This window comes from Pseudomonas sp. GL-R-26, assembly GCF_019947365.1.
Taxonomy (GTDB): Bacteria; Pseudomonadota; Gammaproteobacteria; order Pseudomonadales; family Pseudomonadaceae; genus Aquipseudomonas.
Genome location: NZ_JAGYGI010000002.1, coordinates 314953 through 331974, shown reverse-complemented (window position 1 = coordinate 331974; position 17022 = coordinate 314953). Strand labels below are relative to the sequence as shown.

Genomic DNA, 17022 nt, shown 5'->3' with positions numbered 1-17022 from the left:
GCATGATCTGGCTATCAAAGCGCTGATACCCATACCGATAGGCAATGTCCCCCAACCCACCCGCGCCAATCGCCCCGGCCATGGCCGATGAGTTGATCATGGTGACCAAGGTGATGGTGAACCCGCCGACAATCCCTGGCAGCGCTTCCGGCAACAACACATGCCAAACGATGTGCCAACGCCGGCAACCCATGGCTTGCGCTGCTTCTATCAGTCCATGATCGACCTCGCGCAAGCTGACCTCGGCAATGCGTGCAAAGAACGGCGTGGCCGCGATGGTCAGCGGCACTACGGCCGCCCACACGCCGTAGGTGGTGCCGACGATCAATCGGGTGAACGGAATCAGCGCCACCATCAAAATCAGGAACGGAATCGAGCGAAACAGGTTCACGAACGCGCCCAGTGCGCGGTTCAACGCCGGGGCTTCGTAGATGCCGCCCTTGGAGCTGGTGACCAGGATCACCGCCAGCGGAATGCCCGCCAACAGCGCGATCAACGACGACACGCCGACCATCAAGAATGTGTCGATAAAACCCTGCAGCAAGCGATCAAACCACATAGCCCAGTACCTCCACCTGTTGCGCCCAATGGGAGGCGCGTTGACGCAACTCTTCGGCACCGAGAGTCGAGCCGGTCACCGCCAGTAGCAGTTGCCCGAGGGCATGGCCCTGAATCCGTTCCACGCCGCCTTGCAGCAATCGCACACGGCCTCCGAGGGCACTGAACAATGCCGCCAGGTCCGGTTCGTCGCGTTGGCTGCCGGTGAACTGCAAGCGCAGGACCACGGCGGCGTCCGATGACTTTGGCTGCGGCTGCAAACGGCTTTGCAGCTCTTTCGGCAGTGCGTATTGCAACGGTGCCAGCAATGTCTTGCTGACCTCATGCTGCGGATTGCCGAACACTTCCCACACCGGCCCTTGCTCGACGATGCGCCCGTGTTCCAGGACAACCACGCGATCACAGATCTCACGGATCACCGCCATCTCGTGGGTGATTAGCACAATGGTCAGGCCCAGGCGCTGATTGATCTCGCGCAGCAGGCCGAGGATCGACTGCGTGGTCTCCGGGTCCAGCGCTGAAGTGGCTTCGTCGCACAGCAGAATTTCCGGGTCATGCACCAACGCCCTGGCAATGCCCACGCGCTGTTTCTGCCCGCCGGACAACTGCGCCGGGTAAGCCTTGTGCTTGGCCTGCAAACCCACCAGTTCCAGCAGTTCACGGACCTTCTGCTCGCGTTGTTCCTTCGGCACGCCAGCGACTTTCAACGGCAACTCGACGTTCTGCCAAACGGTCTTGGCCGACATCAGGTTGAAGTGCTGGAATATCATGCCGATGCGCCGACGTAGCGCCACAAGGCGGTCTTCGTCGAACTCGCCGATGTCCACTTGATCGATCAGCACCCGACCGCTGCTCGGCTGTTCCAGTCGATTGATGGTGCGGATCAACGACGACTTGCCAGCGCCGCTACGACCGATGATGCCGAACACTTCGCCGCGCTGGATCGCCAGGTCGATGCCGTGCAACGCGGCCACCGGGCCTTGCTGGCCGTTGTAGGTTTTGCCCAGGCCGATGAAGCGAACATGGGCATGGTTCAGTTCGGGATGCAGTTCAGTGTGCTCGGCGCTTTGCGGCTCTGGAATCTCCAGTCGCCGTTGGATGGCGGCGGTCATGTTCAGCTTTCCCAACCGGCTTGATAGAGCTTGCCGTGAGCTTTATCCAGTGCGGCGCGCACAGCGGGTGAGTGCTGGTAGATGTCGACGAACTTGATCAGGCGCGGATCGGTTTTGCTCTTGGGCTGGATCACGAACTGAATCACGTACTCCTTGTGATCGAGGCCGTCGAACAGCAATGCGGCGCCGGCATCGAAGGTTTTCGACAAGCGAATGTAGGCCGGGTAGCCCTGCACCAGATCGGCATCGTCATAGGCGCGTACCAGTTGCACGGCTTCGACCTGGAGGATCTTGATCTTCTTCGGGTTGGCGATGATGTCTTCTTCGGTGGCCTTGTAGCCGACGCCGGGCTTGAGGGTGATCAGGCCGGCCTTGGCCAGCAGCTGCAAGCCACGACCACTGTTGATCGGATCGTTGGCGATGGCCACGCTGGCGCCTTGCGGCAGTTCGTCGAAGCTTTTGTATTTCTTCGAGTAGAGGCCGACGTTGTTGATGATGCCCGGTGCGAACGGCACCAGGTCGAAACCCGACGCAGCCTTGGCGTTTTCCAGGAACGGGATGTGCTGGAAGTAGTTCACGTCGATGTCGCCTGAAGCCAGGCTTACGTTCGGCGCGATCCAGTCGCTGAACTCCACCAGTTCGACTTTCAGGCCTTGTTTGCCAGCTTCTTCAACCGCCGCTTCCAAAGGAATGGCGAAGGCGGCGGTGGTGCCGATTTTCAGCGGTGCGTCGGCGGCGAAGGTCACCGAGCTGAAGAGGCCGAGGGCCAGGGCCAGTGCTTTGACTGGGTGGGAGAAGTAGTTCTTTTTCATGATGAGTTATCCAGTCAATTATCAGTATTGGGTTCACATTTGTGGCGAGGGAGCTTGCTCCCGCTGGGCTGCGAAGCAGCCCTGAAGCATCCGATAAGGTGCGACAGATAAATCGGATCAGCAGATTTTCGACTGCTGCGCAGTCGAGCGGGAGCAAGCTCCCTCGCCACAGGGTTTAGTGTCGGTAGTGCGAGCCGGTGTGCTGTTCAGGCAAAAACGCCTCCTCGCGGAACAGCTTTTCTCGCAAGGTGCCGCTGTCATACGCCGTCTTGTACGAGCCCCGCCGTTGCAACTCGGGAATCACCAGCTCGATGAAATCCTCATAGCTTTCCGGCGTGACAATCCGCGTCAGGTTGAAACCATCGAGACCGGTTTCGGCAATCCAGGATTCCAGTTCATCCGCCACCTGCTGCGGTGAGCCGACCACGGTGATGTAACGCCCGCCGAGGGCGTGTTGGTCCAGCAGTTTGCGTCGTGTCCAATCATTGTTCTGAAGGTGTTTGGTGGCAGACTGGATCGCGTTGCTCTTCACGTACTGGATCGGCTCGTCGATTTCATATTGGGAAAAATCGATCCCGGTGGACGCCGAGAAGTGCGCAACGCCGGCTTCGGCACTGGCGTAGCTCAGGTATTCGGCGTGCTTGGCCCAGGCCAGCTCTTCGGTGGCGCCAACGATCACGTTCAGCCCCATGAACACCTTGATGTCCTCGGGATTGCGCCCGGCTTCGACGGCGCTGGCGCGCACCTTGTCCACCTGCGCCTTGGTCGATGCCTTGGTCTGGCCACTGATGAATACGCACTCGGCATGTCGCCCGGCGAACAGCAAGCCGCGATCCGAACTGCCGGCCTGGAACAGCACCGGCGTGCGCTGCGGCGAGGGTTCACACAGGTGATAACCCTCGACCTGATAGAACTCGCCCTTGTGCTCGACCTTGTGCACTTTGTCCGGCTGCGCGTAGATCCGCTGCTGCGGATCGTTCAGCACCGCGCCGTTTTCCCAACTGCCCTCCAGGAGTTTGTAGAGCACTTCCAGGTACTCGTCGGCCTGGTCATAGCGGCGGTCATGCTCGACCTGTTCACTCAGGCCCATGGCCTTGGCGGCGCTGTCGAGATAGCCGGTGACGATGTTCCAGCCAACCCGCCCACGGCTCAGGTGATCCAGCGTCGACAGGCGTCGGGCGAACAGATACGGCGCTTCGTAAGTGAGGTTGGCGGTCAGGCCGAAGCCAAGGTTTTTGGTCACCGCCGCCATCGCGGAGACCAGCAACAACGGATCGTTGACCGGCAACTGGATCGACTCTTTCAACGGCACGTCCACCGAGTTCTGGTAGACGTCGTAGACCCCGACGATGTCGGCGATGAACAGGCCGTCGAACAGCCCGCGCTCCAGCAGCTGCGCCAGTTCGGTCCAGTATTCGATCGTGTTGTAGCGGGTGGACGTGTCGCGCGGGTGTGTCCACAAGCCATGGTTGATGTGCCCGATGCAGTTCATGTTGAACGCGTTGAGCAGGATCTTTTTCTTGGCCATTCAGATGGTCCCCCGCAGTGGCGGGTTTTCATCGTTGAGGTAGTAATTGCCCACTGCGTGATACTTCCAGCGCACCGGGTCGTGCAGGGTGTGCACCCGGGCGTTGCGCCAGTGGCGGTCGAGGCCGTGTTCGATCAAGGTTGCCTGGCTGCCGGCCAGTTCGAACAGCGTGCTGCCGGCGGCCAGGGAGATTTCGGTGCTGAGGGCGCGGGCTTCGGCGACGGCAATCGACGCGGCGGCGACCGTCTCGGCCTGGGTGTCGTCCTGGGCCTTGTCGAGGTATTCACCGGCACGCTCCAACAGTGCTTCGGCGGCGTGCAGGCGAATGCTCAGGTGGCCGAAGCTCTTGAGGGTCAGTGGATCGTCCGTGGCTTTTTCGTGGGTGGCGTCGATCCACGGCCGGGTTTTGGTGCGCACGAAATGCAGCGCATCTTCATAGGCAGCGCGGGCGATGCCGGTGTCGATGGCGGCATGGAGAATCTGCGCCAGCGGGCCGACCGGGGTCGGGCGTTCGAAAGCGCTCTGAAAGGGGATGACATCTTCGGCAGCGACGTAGACATCTTCGAACACCACCGAACCGCTGCCGGTGGTGCGCTGGCCGAAGCCGCTCCAGTCGTCGATCACACTCAGGCCCTTGCTGTCGCGTGGGACGAACGCCAGTTGCTGCACGCCGTTTTCATCCACCACCGAGGTGGGAATGCGCTGGGCGTAGATCGCGCCCGTGGCGTAGAACTTGCGACCATTGATGCGATAGCCGCTGCCGTCACGAGTCAGGCTGGTGACGCGATCGTGTGCGGTTTTGGTGCCGAGTTCGGCCAACGCATTGCCGAAGCGCTGGCCGGCCAAGACTTCGGCGTACAGGCGTTGCTTCTGCTCGTGGCTGCCGTTCACCCGCAGTACTTCGAGGGCATAGAAATGGTTCTGCGGAATCTGCCCCAGGGAGCCGTCGGCCCGGGCGATCAAGGCGATGACCTTGGCCAGGGTGACGTTGGAAACACCGGCGCCGCCGTATTCCTTTGGCACGCTGATGCCCCACAGGCCCGAGCGGGAAAACACTTCCAGTTCCGGGTGTGGCAAACGGCGCTCGCGGTCGCGTGTGGCGCTGTCGCGTTTGAAGTCTTCGGCAAGGTCGCTGGCGACGATCAGGGCTTGCTCATCGCTGGTGATGACAGCGACGTGGTGAGAACTTGTCATGTGTTTCTCCAGAGCTCTGGCAAAAAGTGTTCTGGTCGTCAGATCCAGGAATGGCGATTAGGCAGCGTGCCGTTGAGGCGATAGGCGCCGACCGCGTGATACTTCCAGCGCACCGGGTCGTGCAGGGTGTGTACCCGGGCGTTGCGCCAGTGGCGGTCGAGGTTGAATTCGGCGAGGGTCGCGCGGCTGCCGGCCAGTTCGAACAGTTTTTCGCTGGCCAGCAACGAAATCTCGGTGGTCAGCACTTTGGCTTCGGCCACCGCAATCGAGGCGCGGGCGGCAGACTCGGCGGTGAGTGGTGCGGCGCTGACTTCATCGAGCACTTGTCCGGCCTTGCGCAGCAGCGCTTCGGCGGCGTGCAATTCGATTTTCAACTTGCCGATATCGGCGATCACGTACAGGTCATCGCTGGCCCGTTCGGCCTTGGCGTCGATCCACGGCCGGGCGCGGGTTTTCACGAAGTCGATGGCGTCGTCGATGGCGCCTCGGGCGATACCGGCGTCGATGGCCGCTTGAATCAGCTGCGAGACAGCACCCTGGATGTTCGGCGTGTCGTTGATCCGCCAGTTATCCACCACCAGTTCGGGATCGGCCTGCACGTTGTTGAGCAAAATCGTGCCGCTGGCGGTGGTGCGCTGACCAAACCCGGACCAGTCATCGACGATGCGCAATCCCGGTGTGCCGCGCCGGATGAACGCCAACACTTGCTTGCCATCATCGTTCAACGCTTTGACCGCGACCCAATGGGCGAACAGTGCGCCAGTGGAATAAAACTTCTGGCCATTGAGGACGCCGTCAGCGGTGATGCGTGCCTTCAGTTCCAGGGTGTTTTTGCTGCCGCGTTCCGGCCCGGCATTGCCGATGCGCCAGCCATCCAGGACGCTTTTGAACAGCTGTTTTTTTTGCGCTTCGGTGGCGCTGCCGAGCACCAGGTTAAGAATGCCGAACTGGTTTTGCGGGATCTGCCCAAGCGCCGGGTCTGCCGCGGAAATGATCGCGAAGACCTCGGCCAGGGTAACGAACGAAACCTGCGGGCCACCGTACTCGCGGGGGATGGAAATGCTGCCCAGGCCGCTGCGGGTGAACTGTTCTATTTCCGCCCACGGCAGCTTGCGCTGACGGTCCCGTTTGGCCGCTTGCAGGCTGGCGACTTGCGCCAGTTCGTGGGCCGCCTTGATGGCTTGAGCGTCATTGCGCAAGACTTTTGCGGGCAACAACAGGGGGGCGATGTCCAGGTCACTCTGGACGTTTGCATCTGCCAGACTGGACATCAGTGCCGCTCCTTGGCTGCACGCAATGCCCTGGCGATCTGCACTGGGGTGATTGTGTTCCGGACCATACCTACCTCACATCTTATGGAAGCGCCGCTTGTGGCCGCGCATGAAAACAAGGATGTCCGGTGGTCCGGTGTATATACCCTAAACGTGTATAAATATTTTATGAACTAACTTTTAGGAATATACATAGAAGGATGATCCCCCACAGAGGCTTCTTCATCGTCTACGGGGTTCAGCAGCCTTGAGGGGCTGTTTCTTCGGGACTTTCAGATAGGTATTTGCACACCCGATCTTCAGCGTACGGGCTGGCGCCCAGCGGGAGTTATTACCCACCCGGTCGAGAATGCAGTACGTCACTTCCAGCCGCAGGTCTTCGCCGGCTTCGAGGATGATGGCCGGCGGTATCCAGACCTGAACCGGCTGACCCACATCGGCGGACTTGAGCCGTGGCAGATCCATGCGCACATCGCCCCAGCGCAAGGTGATTTCGTCGTCGACGGCCATGTTCAGGTACGGTTCGATGGTCAAGGGAACACCGCGTTTGACCTGGCTCGGATTGACCCCCTGACGGCGAATCGCCTCGGGAATGCCCACCGGTGCCAGGCACTGGTTTTCATCGCCGCACAACGCGGAGGGTTGGCCGCCGGGGCAGTCGAGTTTGATCTGCACGTTTCGGCCGGCCGAAACCACCGGGTCTCGACCAACCTGCATGACCCGGTAGTGAATGTGCGAGGTACCGTTGGCGACAAAACTTTCAGGCACCCGCAGTTGCACCGGTTGGCCGGCATCGCTGGCCGTCAGCACGCGGGAGGCTACGTAGCAGTTGTCCCAGAACAGTTCGATCAGGTCGCCTTCGTCCATGGCGGGGTAGGGCGCCACATCGATGAGCAGGTGCGCCGCGCAAGTGACGTTGATGCCGGTCTTGTTGGATTGCGCCAGGGTCGGGGCCACAAGCCCGGATTTGTTCGAGGTGCTTTTCATGAAGTCTCCTTGAAGTCTTGCAACGAAGTCCGTTTCTGGGAATTCAAAAACTAAATATCGAGCAGCAAAACCATTCATTATTTTTAATTGAAATAATGGACTGGGCGTGATGAGTGATGTAGGTCGGAGACTAGATAAGAGTCAGGGTGGGCAAGTGTCAATGAGATTTGTTAGTTATGGCTGAAGTGTGATGTTATTCAGAAAGTTCCTACGGTGCTAAGTAAGTAAACCATGCCGGTGTGTCGAATTTGTCCGCTGAAAGTGGCTGTAAATTGGCAGTTTGGCGCGCGTGGTCGGCTAGGATCTGCGAAAGGAACCGGGTGGTGAGATGGAGTTTAATTGTTGCGACGCATATATATGTACCGCGTTCGCGTACAAAATATGTATATCGAATAGAGGGGGTTAGTTTGGTATTGGTAAAATATTTTTTCGGGGGGCGTCACTTCCGTCCATGGAAGGTGACTATTGTTGAGCGGGCTTGTTAGTTGTGGCTGTTGTTCAGGAATTTGCTGAGAAATTGTTTTGTCCGCTCTTCTTTCGGGTTGGCAAACAACGCCTTCGCTTCGCCTTGCTCGACGATCACACCCTTGTCGAAAAACACCACACGGTTGGCCACGTCCCGGGCAAAGCCCATTTCGTGGGTGACGATCACCATGGTGCGCTTCTCTTCGGCCAGGCCGCGGATGGTTGCCAATACCTCGCCCACCAACTCCGGGTCGAGGGCCGAGGTCGGCTCATCGAACAGGATCACTTCCGGTTCCATCGCCAGCGCCCGGGCAATCGCCACGCGCTGTTGCTGACCACCGGAGAGGCGACGCGGGTAGGCGTCTTCCTTACCCGCCAGGCCAACCTTGGCCAAGAGCTTTTTACCCAGGGCAACGGCATCGGCGTGCGCGATCTTCTTCACGATGATCGGGCCTTCGATAACGTTTTCCAGAGCGGTGCGATGGGGGAACAGGTTGAAGTTCTGGAACACGAAACCTACGTGCTGGCGCAAACGTCGCACCAGGCTCTGCTGCTGGTTCAGTGGGCGGCTGGTATCGATCTCGATATCGCCGACCTTGATCCGGCCGCTGGTGGGTTCTTCCAGAAAATTCAGGCAGCGCAGGAAGGTGGTCTTGCCCGAACCGCTAGGGCCGATGATCGCGACCACCTCACCTTCCTTGACCTCAAGATCGATGCCATTGAGCACGACTTGACCCTTGAACTGCTTTGTCAGTTTTTCCACGACAATCATTGGGTCAGGACTCCTGGTCGTGCCGATTGACCCGCGCTTCCAACTGGTTCTGCAGGTGCGAAAGCACCGTGGCCAGGACCCAGTAGATCAGTGCGGCGGCAAGATACATGGTGAAGATTTCGAAGGTGCGGGCGGTGATCAGCTGCGCCTGCCGGAACAGTTCTGGCACCTGGATGGTAGCGGCCAGCGCGGTGTCTTTGACCAGCGAAATGAAGCTGTTGCCCAGCGGCGGCAATGCGGTGCGCATCGCCTGCGGCAGGATGGCCCGGCGCAGGGTCTGCGCGCGGGTCATGCCGATACTGGCAGCGGCTTCCCACTGGCCGCGCTCGATGGAGCTGATCGCGGCACGCAGGATTTCACAGGCGTAGGCGGCCATGTTCAGCGAGAAGCCGATCAGGGCCGCCGGCAGCGGATCCAGTTCCAGACCCAATTGCGGCAAGCCGTAATAGATCACGAACAGTTGCACCAGCAACGGCGTGCCGCGAAAGAACGACACGTAGATGCGGGCGATCCAGCTCACCAGTTTGAAGCGCGACAGGCGCATCAGCGCAAGACCGAACCCCATCACGAGGCCGAAGAACATCCCGCCCAGGCTGAGGATGACCGTGTAATACGCGCCCTTGAGCAGAAAGGGCGCGGAGTCCAGTGCGAGTTGGAAAGCTTCTCCCATTATTGAGTGACGTCAGCGTTGAAGTATTTTTCCGAGAGCTTTTTCAGGGTGCCATCGGCTCGCAGTTTATCGATTGCCTTGTTCACCGCGGCCAGCAGTTCAGGCTCGCCTTTACGCAGGGCGATGCCGGCTTCCTGACGGGAGAACGCATCACCGGCGGCGGTGGTGTCCTTGGCCTTCTTGGCGTATTCGAGTGCGGCCAGACGGTCGATCAGAATGGCGTCGATACGGCCGACACGCAGGTCCTGGAACTTGGTCGGATCATCTTCGTAGGTGCGGATGTCAGCGGTCGGCACATTGGCTTTCACCCACTCTTCGTAGTTGGTGCCCAGGCCTACGCCGACTTTCTTGCCGGACAGGTCAGCGGCGGACTTGATGTTCAGCTCGGCGGCCTTCTTCGTCAGCACCAGCGCCTGAATCCCGGAAACGGTGTACGGCTCGGAGAAGTCATACTTTTTCTTGCGCTCTTCGGAGATGGTCACCTGGTTGATCACTGCGTCCAGACGCTTGGATTCCAGGGCCGCGAGGATGCCGTCCCATTTGGTCGGTTGCAGTTTGACCTTCACGCCCAGCTCTTTGGCCAGGGCTTCGGAGAACTCGACTTCGAAGCCGGCCAGTTTGCCGTCGGCGTCGACGAAACTGAACGGAGGGTAAGTGCCTTCCAGACCGACGTTGATCACGCCAGCGTCTTTGATTTTTTGCAGTTGCTCACCGGCAACGGCTTGGCCAATCAGGCCGGCGCTCAGAGCCAGGCCCAGCGAGCCCACCAGCAGATTGCGACGTAATGCGGAAAAATTCATGACAAGCCCCTGTGTTTTCTTATGGAAGACGCTTAAGGAAAGTTGGCAAATTCGGGATTCGGACGACTGCGATATCCTGCCCTAATGCAGCTTATGCGTCTCGCTGCAAATTCGCCTGCGGCGTGACTATAAGATGATGCCGTTAGATAGGAAAATAATAAATATTCTATTTGTTATTCGTTAATTGAATATGTCTTTCGTAGGAAAAGATCGCTTACAGAAAATCCTTATAGGCAAACAACGCCGGCGCCCCGCCGGTGTGCAGGAAGATAATCGGCCCCTCGTCGAAGCGCTGACGGCCGATCCCGTCCAGCAAGCCCGCCATGGCCTTGCCAGTGTAGACCGGGTCCAGCAGCAAGCCTTCCTGACTCGCCAGCAGCTTCACCGCCGCGAGTGTGCCGGCATTCGGCTCGCCATAACGCGGGGCGAAATACTCGTCCCACAACTCGACCTTGAAAGCCTCCGGCAGATTCACGCCCAGCAACTCGGCGGTGCGTTCGGCCAGGCCTTGAACCTTTGGCCGCTGGTCTTCATCGCTGCGCGAAACCGTCACGCCGATTACTGGCAGATCCGGCAGTGCTTCACTCAGGGCCAGTGCCAGGCCGCTGTGGGTACCGGCGCTGCCCGAGGCCAGGACCACGGCGGCGAAAGTCAGGCCGGTGTCCTTGATCTGCTCGGCCAGTTCCAGCCCGGCGCGCACGTAGCCCAGGGCGCCCAGCGCATTGGAGCCACCGATCGGCACCAGGTACGGCTTCTTGCCGTTGCTGCGCAGTCGGTTGGCCAAGGCTTGCAGTTGCTCGTCGGCGTTGTCGAGGTTTTCCACCAGTTCGACCTTGGCATCGAACAGGTCGAGCAGCAGCCGGTTGCCGTTGCCGGTGTAATTGCTGTCGTCAGTGCCGAGAGGGTTTTCCAGAAGGGCTACGCAGCCCAGACCCAACTTGGCGGCAATGGCGGCTGTCTGGCGCACGTGGTTCGATTGCAGCGCGCCCGCCGTGATCAAGGTGTCAGCACCCTGGGCCAAGGCATCGGCGGCCAGGTATTCGAGTTTGCGCAGCTTGTTTCCGCCCATTGCCAGCGGTGTCAGGTCATCGCGCTTGACGTACAGGTCTCGGCCCAGCCAGGTCGACAGGCGTTCGAGTTTTTCGAGGGCGGTGGGCTGACCGAGCAGGTCGAGGCGGTTAAAGCGGGCGAGCTGTTGTTTGATCATGAGTCCGTACTGGCGGTTGAAGATCTCAGGACTATAGGCACGCCAAAAAGTTGGGGCAACCGCCAATCGCTTATAGCCAATCGAACTGAGCACAGCACTATTGGTTCTTAATTTGCCTCGTGACCCTTGCCGTAAAGTAATCGCCGTCAGTGCGGCCAGACAGTCCGGCCGCCCGTGAGGAGTTTTTTACCGTGAGTGAGCGTTCCAGCCATTGGCAATTGCAGACCATCGTCAGCCAGCTGCGCACGGCACGTGAACAGTGGCGTGCACAAAACGGCCGGGCCAGCGGCGAGCAGGGCGGTCGAGAATTACCGTCCCGCGCAGCCATGGCGGACATTCTCGAAGCCCTGTGTGGTGCGTTGTTCCCGATGCGCCTGGGGCCGGTTGACCTGCGCGAGGAGAGCGAAGACTTCTACGTCGGCCACACCCTGGATGTGGCGTTGAATGCGCTGTTGGCCCAGGCGCGACTCGAATTGCGCTACGCCGCGCGCCACAGTGACCAGGCCGAAACTGAAGTCGAAGCCCGGACCATCCAGATCATTCAGGACTTTGCCCTCGCTTTGCCTGGGTTGCGCAGCCTGTTGGACACCGACGTGCTCGCGGCCTATCACGGTGACCCGGCGGCGCGCAGTGTCGATGAAGTATTGTTGTGCTACCCAGGGATTCTGGCGGTGATTCACCATCGTCTGGCCCATCATTTGTATCGCGCCGGGCTGCCGTTGCTGGCGCGGATCAGCGCGGAAATCGCTCACTCCGCTACCGGCATCGACATTCACCCCGGAGCGCAGATCGGCCGCAGTTTTTTCATCGACCACGGGACGGGTGTGGTGATTGGCGAGACGGCGATCATCGGCGAGCGCGTGCGGATCTATCAGGCGGTGACCTTGGGCGCCAAGCGCTTTCCGGCGGACGAAGACGGTCAGTTGCAGAAAGGCCAGCCTCGGCATCCGATTGTCGAGAACGACGTGGTGATTTATGCCGGGGCGACGATTCTTGGGCGGATCACCATCGGCCAAGGCTCGACCATTGGCGGCAACGTCTGGTTGACCCGCAGCGTGCCGGCGGGCAGCAACCTGACCCAGGCGAATCTGCAGCATGATGATGGGGCGCAGAAGTAGGCCTTTGGATCTCCGTTGACTGGTCTGGCCTCATCGTCGGAACGCCGCCCGGAGCAAGCTCGCTCCCACAGGGTTTCCTGGCGTTCACAGCTTTTGTGTTCAACCCGGATCCACTGTGGGAGCGAGCTTGCTCGCGATTGGATTTCAAGCCGAATCGAGTTGTTGGTCTTCAGCAAATTTCCTCCCTTGAGCTAGCGTAAGAACACCACCGCCGAGCCCTGCGATTAGTCCTTAGCCCCCTATTCATGTTTAACTTGAACGTTCATTCAAGTTAAACCGGCGGTTCGCTGCCCGCTCACAACAGGAGGCTTGCCTTTGCTGAGTCCGATTTCTACAGCCACGTTTTACCCCTTCGAGGTGCACCGAACATGAGTGCATCGTCCATCCCTCCAAGCGGTCTGATCCGCATGAATCCGCCGGTGTTCTGGTTCTCGGCGAGTTTCATCCTGTTGTTTGGTGTCGTTGTCATCGCCATGCCCGAGCAGGCCGGTGCCTGGTTGCTGGCGGCGCAAAACTGGGCGGCCAACACGGTCGGCTGGTATTACCTGCTGGCGATGACCCTGTATCTGGTCTTCGTGGTGGTCACCGCCTTGTCCGGCTACGGCAAGATCAAGCTCGGTGCCGACCACGACGAACCCGAATTCAGTTATTTGTCCTGGGCCGGCATGCTGTTCGCCGCCGGGATCAGCATCACCCTGTTTTTCTTCTGCGTGTCCGAGCCGCTGACCCACATGCTGCAACCGCCCCAAGGCGAGGCCGGTACGGCGGATGCGGCGCGCCAGGCGATGCAGATTCTGTTTCTGCACTGGGGCCTGCATGGCTGGGGCGTGTTCGCCTTTGTCGGCATGGCGCTGGCCTACTTCGCCTACCGGCATAACCTGCCACTGGCCCTGCGCTCGGCGTTGTACCCGCTGATCGGCAAGCGCATCAATGGCCCCATCGGCTACGCGGTGGATGGCTTCGGCATCATCGCCACGGTGTTCGGCCTCGGTGCCGACATGGGCTTCGGCGTGTTGCACCTCAACTCGGGCCTGGACTACCTGTTCGGCATCGCCCACACCCAATGGATTCAGGTCGGCCTGATCACCTTGATGATGGGCGCGGCGATCATCGTTGCCGTATCCGGCGTCGACAAGGGCGTGCGGGTGATGTCCGACATCAACATGCTGCTGGCCTGTGCGCTGCTGCTGTTCGTGTTGTTCGCCGGCCCCACGCAGCACTTGCTCAACACCCTGATCCAGAACCTCGGCGATTACCTCGGCGCCTTGCCGATGAAGAGTTTCGACCTCTATGCCTACGATAAACCCAGCGACTGGTTGGGCGGTTGGACGGTGTTCTACTGGGCCTGGTGGATTGCATGGTCGCCGTTCGTGGGCCTGTTCATCGCACGGATTTCCCGTGGTCGGACCATCCGCGAATTCGTTTTCGGCGTGCTGTTGATCCCGCTCGGCTTCACCCTGGCGTGGATGTCGATCTTCGGCAACAGCGCCATCGATCAAGTGCTCAACCACGGCATGAGCGCGCTCGGCATGTCGGCTATCGATAATCCGTCGATGACGCTCTACCTGCTGCTGGAAACCTACCCGTGGAGCAAAACCGTGATCGCGGTCACGGTGTTCATCAGCTTCGTGTTCTTCGTCACCTCCGCCGACTCCGGCACCGTGGTGCTGTCGACGCTGTCCGCCAAGGGCGGCAACCCCGATGAAGACGGGCCGAAATGGCTGCGGGTGTTCTGGGGCGCGATGACCGCATTGGTGACCAGCGCTTTGCTGTTTTCCGGCAGCATCGATGCGTTGAAGTCGGCGGTGGTCCTGACTTCGCTGCCGTTCTCGTTGATCTTGCTGTTGATGATGTGGGGGCTGCACAAGGCGTTTTATCTGGAATCGCAGAAGCAGATTGCGCAGATGCATTCACTGGCACCGGTCTCGGCATCCCGGCGTGGCAAGGGTGGATGGCGCCAGCGCCTGAGTCAGGCGGTGCATTTCCCGTCGCGGGATGAGGTTTATCGTTTCCTCGATACGACGGTGCGCCCGGCGATTGAAGAAGTGTCTGCCGTGTTCATCGAAAAGGGTTTGCACGTAGCGACACACCCGGACCCGGCCAATGACAGCGTCAGCCTGGAAATCGGCCACGGCGACCAGCATCCGTTCGTGTATCAGGTGCAGATGCGTGGCTACTTCACGCCGTCGTTTGCCCGTGGCGGTATGGGTTCCAAACAACTCAACAATCGCCGCTACTACCGGGCCGAAGTGCATTTGAGCGAGGGCAGTCAGGACTACGATCTGGTGGGCTACACCAAGGAGCAGATCATCAACGACATCCTCGATCAGTACGAACGGCACATGCAGTTCCTGCATCTGGTGCGTTGATCAAGGCCCTCACGTCTCGGTGGTCAACACCATGAACAACACCAGCGCCGCCACCGGGACACCGAACACGGCGCTACCGACCACCAGTTCGGTGCTCAATGGCTGGCCGGCATGCACTATGCCGACTGCGCCATTGATCAGCGTCAGCGCCAACCACAGCAAGATAAAACTGTAGGCCAGGGTTTGGCGGGTGAAGCCGATGTTCTCGCCGATGTAGAGCATCAGCGCCAGGAGGATCAGGCCGAAGGTGGTGATGATGGTGGTGTGCATGGTGAGTGCTTCCGCTGGATTTTTTGCCTGACAAACCGCTATCGCGGTGTCTGTTTGAGCATAGTTAAACCAACCCACCATTGACCCGCAAAATCTGCCCATTGACCCACGCTGAATCCGGCCCGGCGAGGAAGGACACGACACGGGCAATGTCTTCTGGCTGACCGAGACGCTCCAGCGGCGCCATCTTCGCGAAATTCTGAATCTGCTCCTCACTCTTGCCGTGCAAAAACAGCTCAGTCGCCACCGGTCCGGGAGCCACCGCATTGACGGTAATGTTGCGCCCGCGCATCTCTTTGGCGAACACCTGGGTCAGGGATTCCACTGCCGCTTTGCTGGCGATGTACACCGCGTAGCCCGGCAGGTTCATGCCGACGGTACTGCTGGAGAAGTTGATGATCCGGCCACCGCTGTTCAGGCGGGCCGCCGCTTCACGCAGGGTATTGAAGGTGCCGCGAGCGTGGATGTTGAAGTTCTGCTCGAACAGTTCATCGCTGTGTTGCGCCAGCGGCAGGACCTTGAGGATGCCGGCGTTGTTCACCAAAACATCGACCTTGCCGAACTGGGTTTCAACCTCGTCGAACATCCGGCGCACGTCGTCGGCATTGGCCACATCGGCCTTGATCGCTATGGCCTGGTGGCCGGCCTGACGTAGCTCCACCACCCGCTTCGAGGCTTCGGTGGCGCTGCTGGCGTAGTTGATGGCAACGGCGAAACCTTCGCTGGCCAGTTGTTTGGCGATGACCGCGCCGATGCCGCGGGAGGCGCCGGTCACGATGGCAACTTTCGGAGTTTGATGAGTCATGTTGGTGTTCCTGTCGATGGGGTGTGAAGTCAATTTCACATGTTTACTCAGGGCGATAAATGCACGAGAGTTGCCTTGACTGTTCAATAATCGCCAACAATCGAGTGCCTGGAGTGAGCTGTGGACCAAGTCAAAGCGATGAAGGTTTTTGTGCGGATCTACGAGCGCAGCAGCTTCACGCAGGCTGCCGATGACCTGAACCTGCCACGCGCGACGCTGACCCACACCCTGAATCAGTTCGAGGCCTGGCTGGGTACGCGTTTGTTGGAGCGCAGCACGCGTAAGGTGCGTCCGACGCTGGATGGCGAGGCGTACTACCTGCGTTGCGTGCAACTGCTGGCAGAGCTGGAAGAAGCGGAATTGGCGTTTCGCGGTGTGGCACCGAAGGGGCGGCTGCGGGTGGACTTGCACGGGACATTGGCCAAGCATTTCGTGATCCCGGCATTGCCGCAATTCATGGCGCGTTATCCCGACATCGAGCTGTCCATCAGCGAGGCTGACCGTCAGGTCGACCTGATCACCGAAGGTATCGATTGTGTGTTGCGCGCAGGAACATTGGGCGACTCCACGCTGATCGGCAAACGTGTCGCCAACCTGCGTCAGATCACCTGCGCCAGCCCCGCCTATTTGCGCAAATACGGCGAACCGAAAAGCCTTGCCGACCTGAGCCAGCACCGTGCGGTGAACTACGTTTCGCGCACGACGGCCAAATTGTTTCCCTTTGAATTCATGGTGGACGGTGAACTCAAGGAAGTGGCCATCGACGGTGCGGTCTCGGTGTTCGGCGCAGAAATCTACGCCGCCTCGGCGATTGCCGGACTGGGCCTGATCCAGTGCCCGCACTACCGGATGGAAACGCAAATTGCCCAAGGGTTGATCAAGGAAATCCTCACCGACACCCCACCGCCATCAATGCCGGTTTCAGTGCTGTACCCGCACAACCGACACATGTCGCCCAGGGTCCGGGTGTTTGTGGATTGGTTGGGTGAGGTGTTTGCGGGGGCGCGGTAGCTTGTCAGCGGGAAATATGTGAAACGTTTCAGCAATTAGTCGAATCAGGGGTTTTCTGGCGTTTGTCCGGGCG

General features: G+C 59.8%; 16 protein-coding genes. 3 read left to right on the top strand and 13 right to left on the bottom strand.

All coding sequences use genetic code 11. From position 1 onward, the window contains the following. The 11 genes from KGA96_RS04730 to KGA96_RS04680 all read right to left on the bottom strand — a co-directional run. Positions 1-559: methionine ABC transporter permease (locus KGA96_RS04730; protein WP_223511875.1), on the bottom strand; the 559-nt coding region annotated here is incomplete at its 3' end. After that, positions 549-1670: a methionine ABC transporter ATP-binding protein gene (locus KGA96_RS04725; RefSeq protein WP_046040757.1), complete on the bottom strand. Its 1122-nt coding sequence runs from the start codon at positions 1668-1670 to the stop codon at positions 549-551. The genes KGA96_RS04730 and KGA96_RS04725, both read right to left, overlap by 11 nt. A gap of 2 nt (positions 1671-1672) precedes the next feature. Then, the gene (locus KGA96_RS04720) at positions 1673-2482 is read right to left on the bottom strand and encodes a MetQ/NlpA family ABC transporter substrate-binding protein (protein ID WP_046040758.1); all 810 of its coding nucleotides are present in this window, start codon (positions 2480-2482) and stop codon (positions 1673-1675) included. A 175-nt stretch (positions 2483-2657) separates the two neighbouring features. Beyond that, positions 2658-4010, bottom strand: a complete 1353-nt coding sequence (locus KGA96_RS04715; protein ID WP_046040759.1) for an LLM class flavin-dependent oxidoreductase — start codon at positions 4008-4010, stop codon at positions 2658-2660. Beyond that, positions 4011-5204: an SfnB family sulfur acquisition oxidoreductase gene (locus tag KGA96_RS04710; protein ID WP_046040760.1), complete on the bottom strand. Its 1194-nt coding sequence runs from the start codon at positions 5202-5204 to the stop codon at positions 4011-4013. A 38-nt stretch (positions 5205-5242) separates the two neighbouring features. Beyond that, entirely contained in the window at positions 5243-6475 is a 1233-nt protein-coding gene (locus KGA96_RS04705; protein ID WP_046040761.1) for an SfnB family sulfur acquisition oxidoreductase, read from the bottom strand. 222 nt (positions 6476-6697) lie between these two features. Further along, entirely contained in the window at positions 6698-7462 is a 765-nt protein-coding gene (locus KGA96_RS04700) for a hypothetical protein (protein WP_046040762.1), read from the bottom strand. 481 nt (positions 7463-7943) lie between these two features. Further along, the gene (gene tcyN, locus KGA96_RS04695; RefSeq protein ID WP_046040763.1) at positions 7944-8699 is read right to left on the bottom strand and encodes an L-cystine ABC transporter ATP-binding protein TcyN; all 756 of its coding nucleotides are present in this window, start codon (positions 8697-8699) and stop codon (positions 7944-7946) included. 4 nt (positions 8700-8703) lie between these two features. After that, positions 8704-9369, bottom strand: coding sequence for a cystine ABC transporter permease (gene tcyL / locus KGA96_RS04690; protein ID WP_046040764.1), 666 nt, complete (start codon positions 9367-9369; stop codon positions 8704-8706). Next, positions 9369-10169: a cystine ABC transporter substrate-binding protein gene (tcyJ, locus tag KGA96_RS04685; RefSeq protein ID WP_060543969.1), complete on the bottom strand. Its 801-nt coding sequence runs from the start codon at positions 10167-10169 to the stop codon at positions 9369-9371. Before tcyJ ends, tcyL begins: the two co-directional genes overlap by 1 nt. Before the next feature lie 214 nt (positions 10170-10383). Continuing rightward, positions 10384-11376, bottom strand: a complete 993-nt coding sequence (locus KGA96_RS04680; protein WP_223511867.1) for a D-cysteine desulfhydrase — start codon at positions 11374-11376, stop codon at positions 10384-10386. A gap of 191 nt (positions 11377-11567) precedes the next feature. Between KGA96_RS04680 and epsC the strand changes: the two genes are divergently transcribed. Together epsC and betT are read left to right on the top strand one after the other, a co-directional pair. Further along, complete coding sequence (gene epsC / locus KGA96_RS04675; RefSeq protein WP_223511865.1) at positions 11568-12494, top strand: serine O-acetyltransferase EpsC; 927 nt, start codon at positions 11568-11570, stop codon at positions 12492-12494. A 407-nt stretch (positions 12495-12901) separates the two neighbouring features. After that, positions 12902-14863: a choline transporter BetT gene (betT, locus tag KGA96_RS04670; protein ID WP_223511879.1), complete on the top strand. Its 1962-nt coding sequence runs from the start codon at positions 12902-12904 to the stop codon at positions 14861-14863. Positions 14864-14872: 9 nt separating this feature from the next. Here betT and KGA96_RS04665 read toward each other — a convergent pair whose 3' ends face one another. Together KGA96_RS04665 and KGA96_RS04660 are read right to left on the bottom strand one after the other, a co-directional pair. Beyond that, positions 14873-15133: a hypothetical protein gene (locus tag KGA96_RS04665; RefSeq protein ID WP_223511863.1), complete on the bottom strand. Its 261-nt coding sequence runs from the start codon at positions 15131-15133 to the stop codon at positions 14873-14875. Between the two features lie 64 nt (positions 15134-15197). Next, entirely contained in the window at positions 15198-15938 is a 741-nt protein-coding gene (locus KGA96_RS04660; protein WP_046040774.1) for an SDR family oxidoreductase, read from the bottom strand. A gap of 120 nt (positions 15939-16058) precedes the next feature. Here KGA96_RS04660 and KGA96_RS04655 point away from each other — a divergent pair, with 120 nt between their 5' ends. Beyond that, entirely contained in the window at positions 16059-16949 is an 891-nt protein-coding gene (locus tag KGA96_RS04655; protein ID WP_223465373.1) for a LysR family transcriptional regulator, read from the top strand. The last annotated feature ends 73 nt before the right edge of the window (positions 16950-17022 follow it).

Coding starts and splice junctions, on each gene's coding strand:
- KGA96_RS04725 (WP_046040757.1), bottom strand. CDS start 1,670: ATGACCGCCGCCATCCAACGGCGACTGGAGATTCCAGAGCCGCAAAGC.
- KGA96_RS04720 (WP_046040758.1), bottom strand. CDS start 2,482: ATGAAAAAGAACTACTTCTCCCACCCAGTCAAAGCACTGGCCCTGGCC.
- KGA96_RS04715 (WP_046040759.1), bottom strand. CDS start 4,010: ATGGCCAAGAAAAAGATCCTGCTCAACGCGTTCAACATGAACTGCATC.
- KGA96_RS04710 (WP_046040760.1), bottom strand. CDS start 5,204: ATGACAAGTTCTCACCACGTCGCTGTCATCACCAGCGATGAGCAAGCC.
- KGA96_RS04705 (WP_046040761.1), bottom strand. CDS start 6,475: ATGTCCAGTCTGGCAGATGCAAACGTCCAGAGTGACCTGGACATCGCC.
- KGA96_RS04700 (WP_046040762.1), bottom strand. CDS start 7,462: ATGAAAAGCACCTCGAACAAATCCGGGCTTGTGGCCCCGACCCTGGCG.
- tcyN (WP_046040763.1), bottom strand. CDS start 8,699: ATGATTGTCGTGGAAAAACTGACAAAGCAGTTCAAGGGTCAAGTCGTG.
- tcyL (WP_046040764.1), bottom strand. CDS start 9,369: ATGGGAGAAGCTTTCCAACTCGCACTGGACTCCGCGCCCTTTCTGCTC.
- tcyJ (WP_060543969.1), bottom strand. CDS start 10,169: ATGAATTTTTCCGCATTACGTCGCAATCTGCTGGTGGGCTCGCTGGGC.
- KGA96_RS04680 (WP_223511867.1), bottom strand. CDS start 11,376: ATGATCAAACAACAGCTCGCCCGCTTTAACCGCCTCGACCTGCTCGGT.
- betT (WP_223511879.1), top strand. CDS start 12,902: ATGAATCCGCCGGTGTTCTGGTTCTCGGCGAGTTTCATCCTGTTGTTT.
- KGA96_RS04665 (WP_223511863.1), bottom strand. CDS start 15,133: ATGCACACCACCATCATCACCACCTTCGGCCTGATCCTCCTGGCGCTG.
- KGA96_RS04660 (WP_046040774.1), bottom strand. CDS start 15,938: ATGACTCATCAAACTCCGAAAGTTGCCATCGTGACCGGCGCCTCCCGC.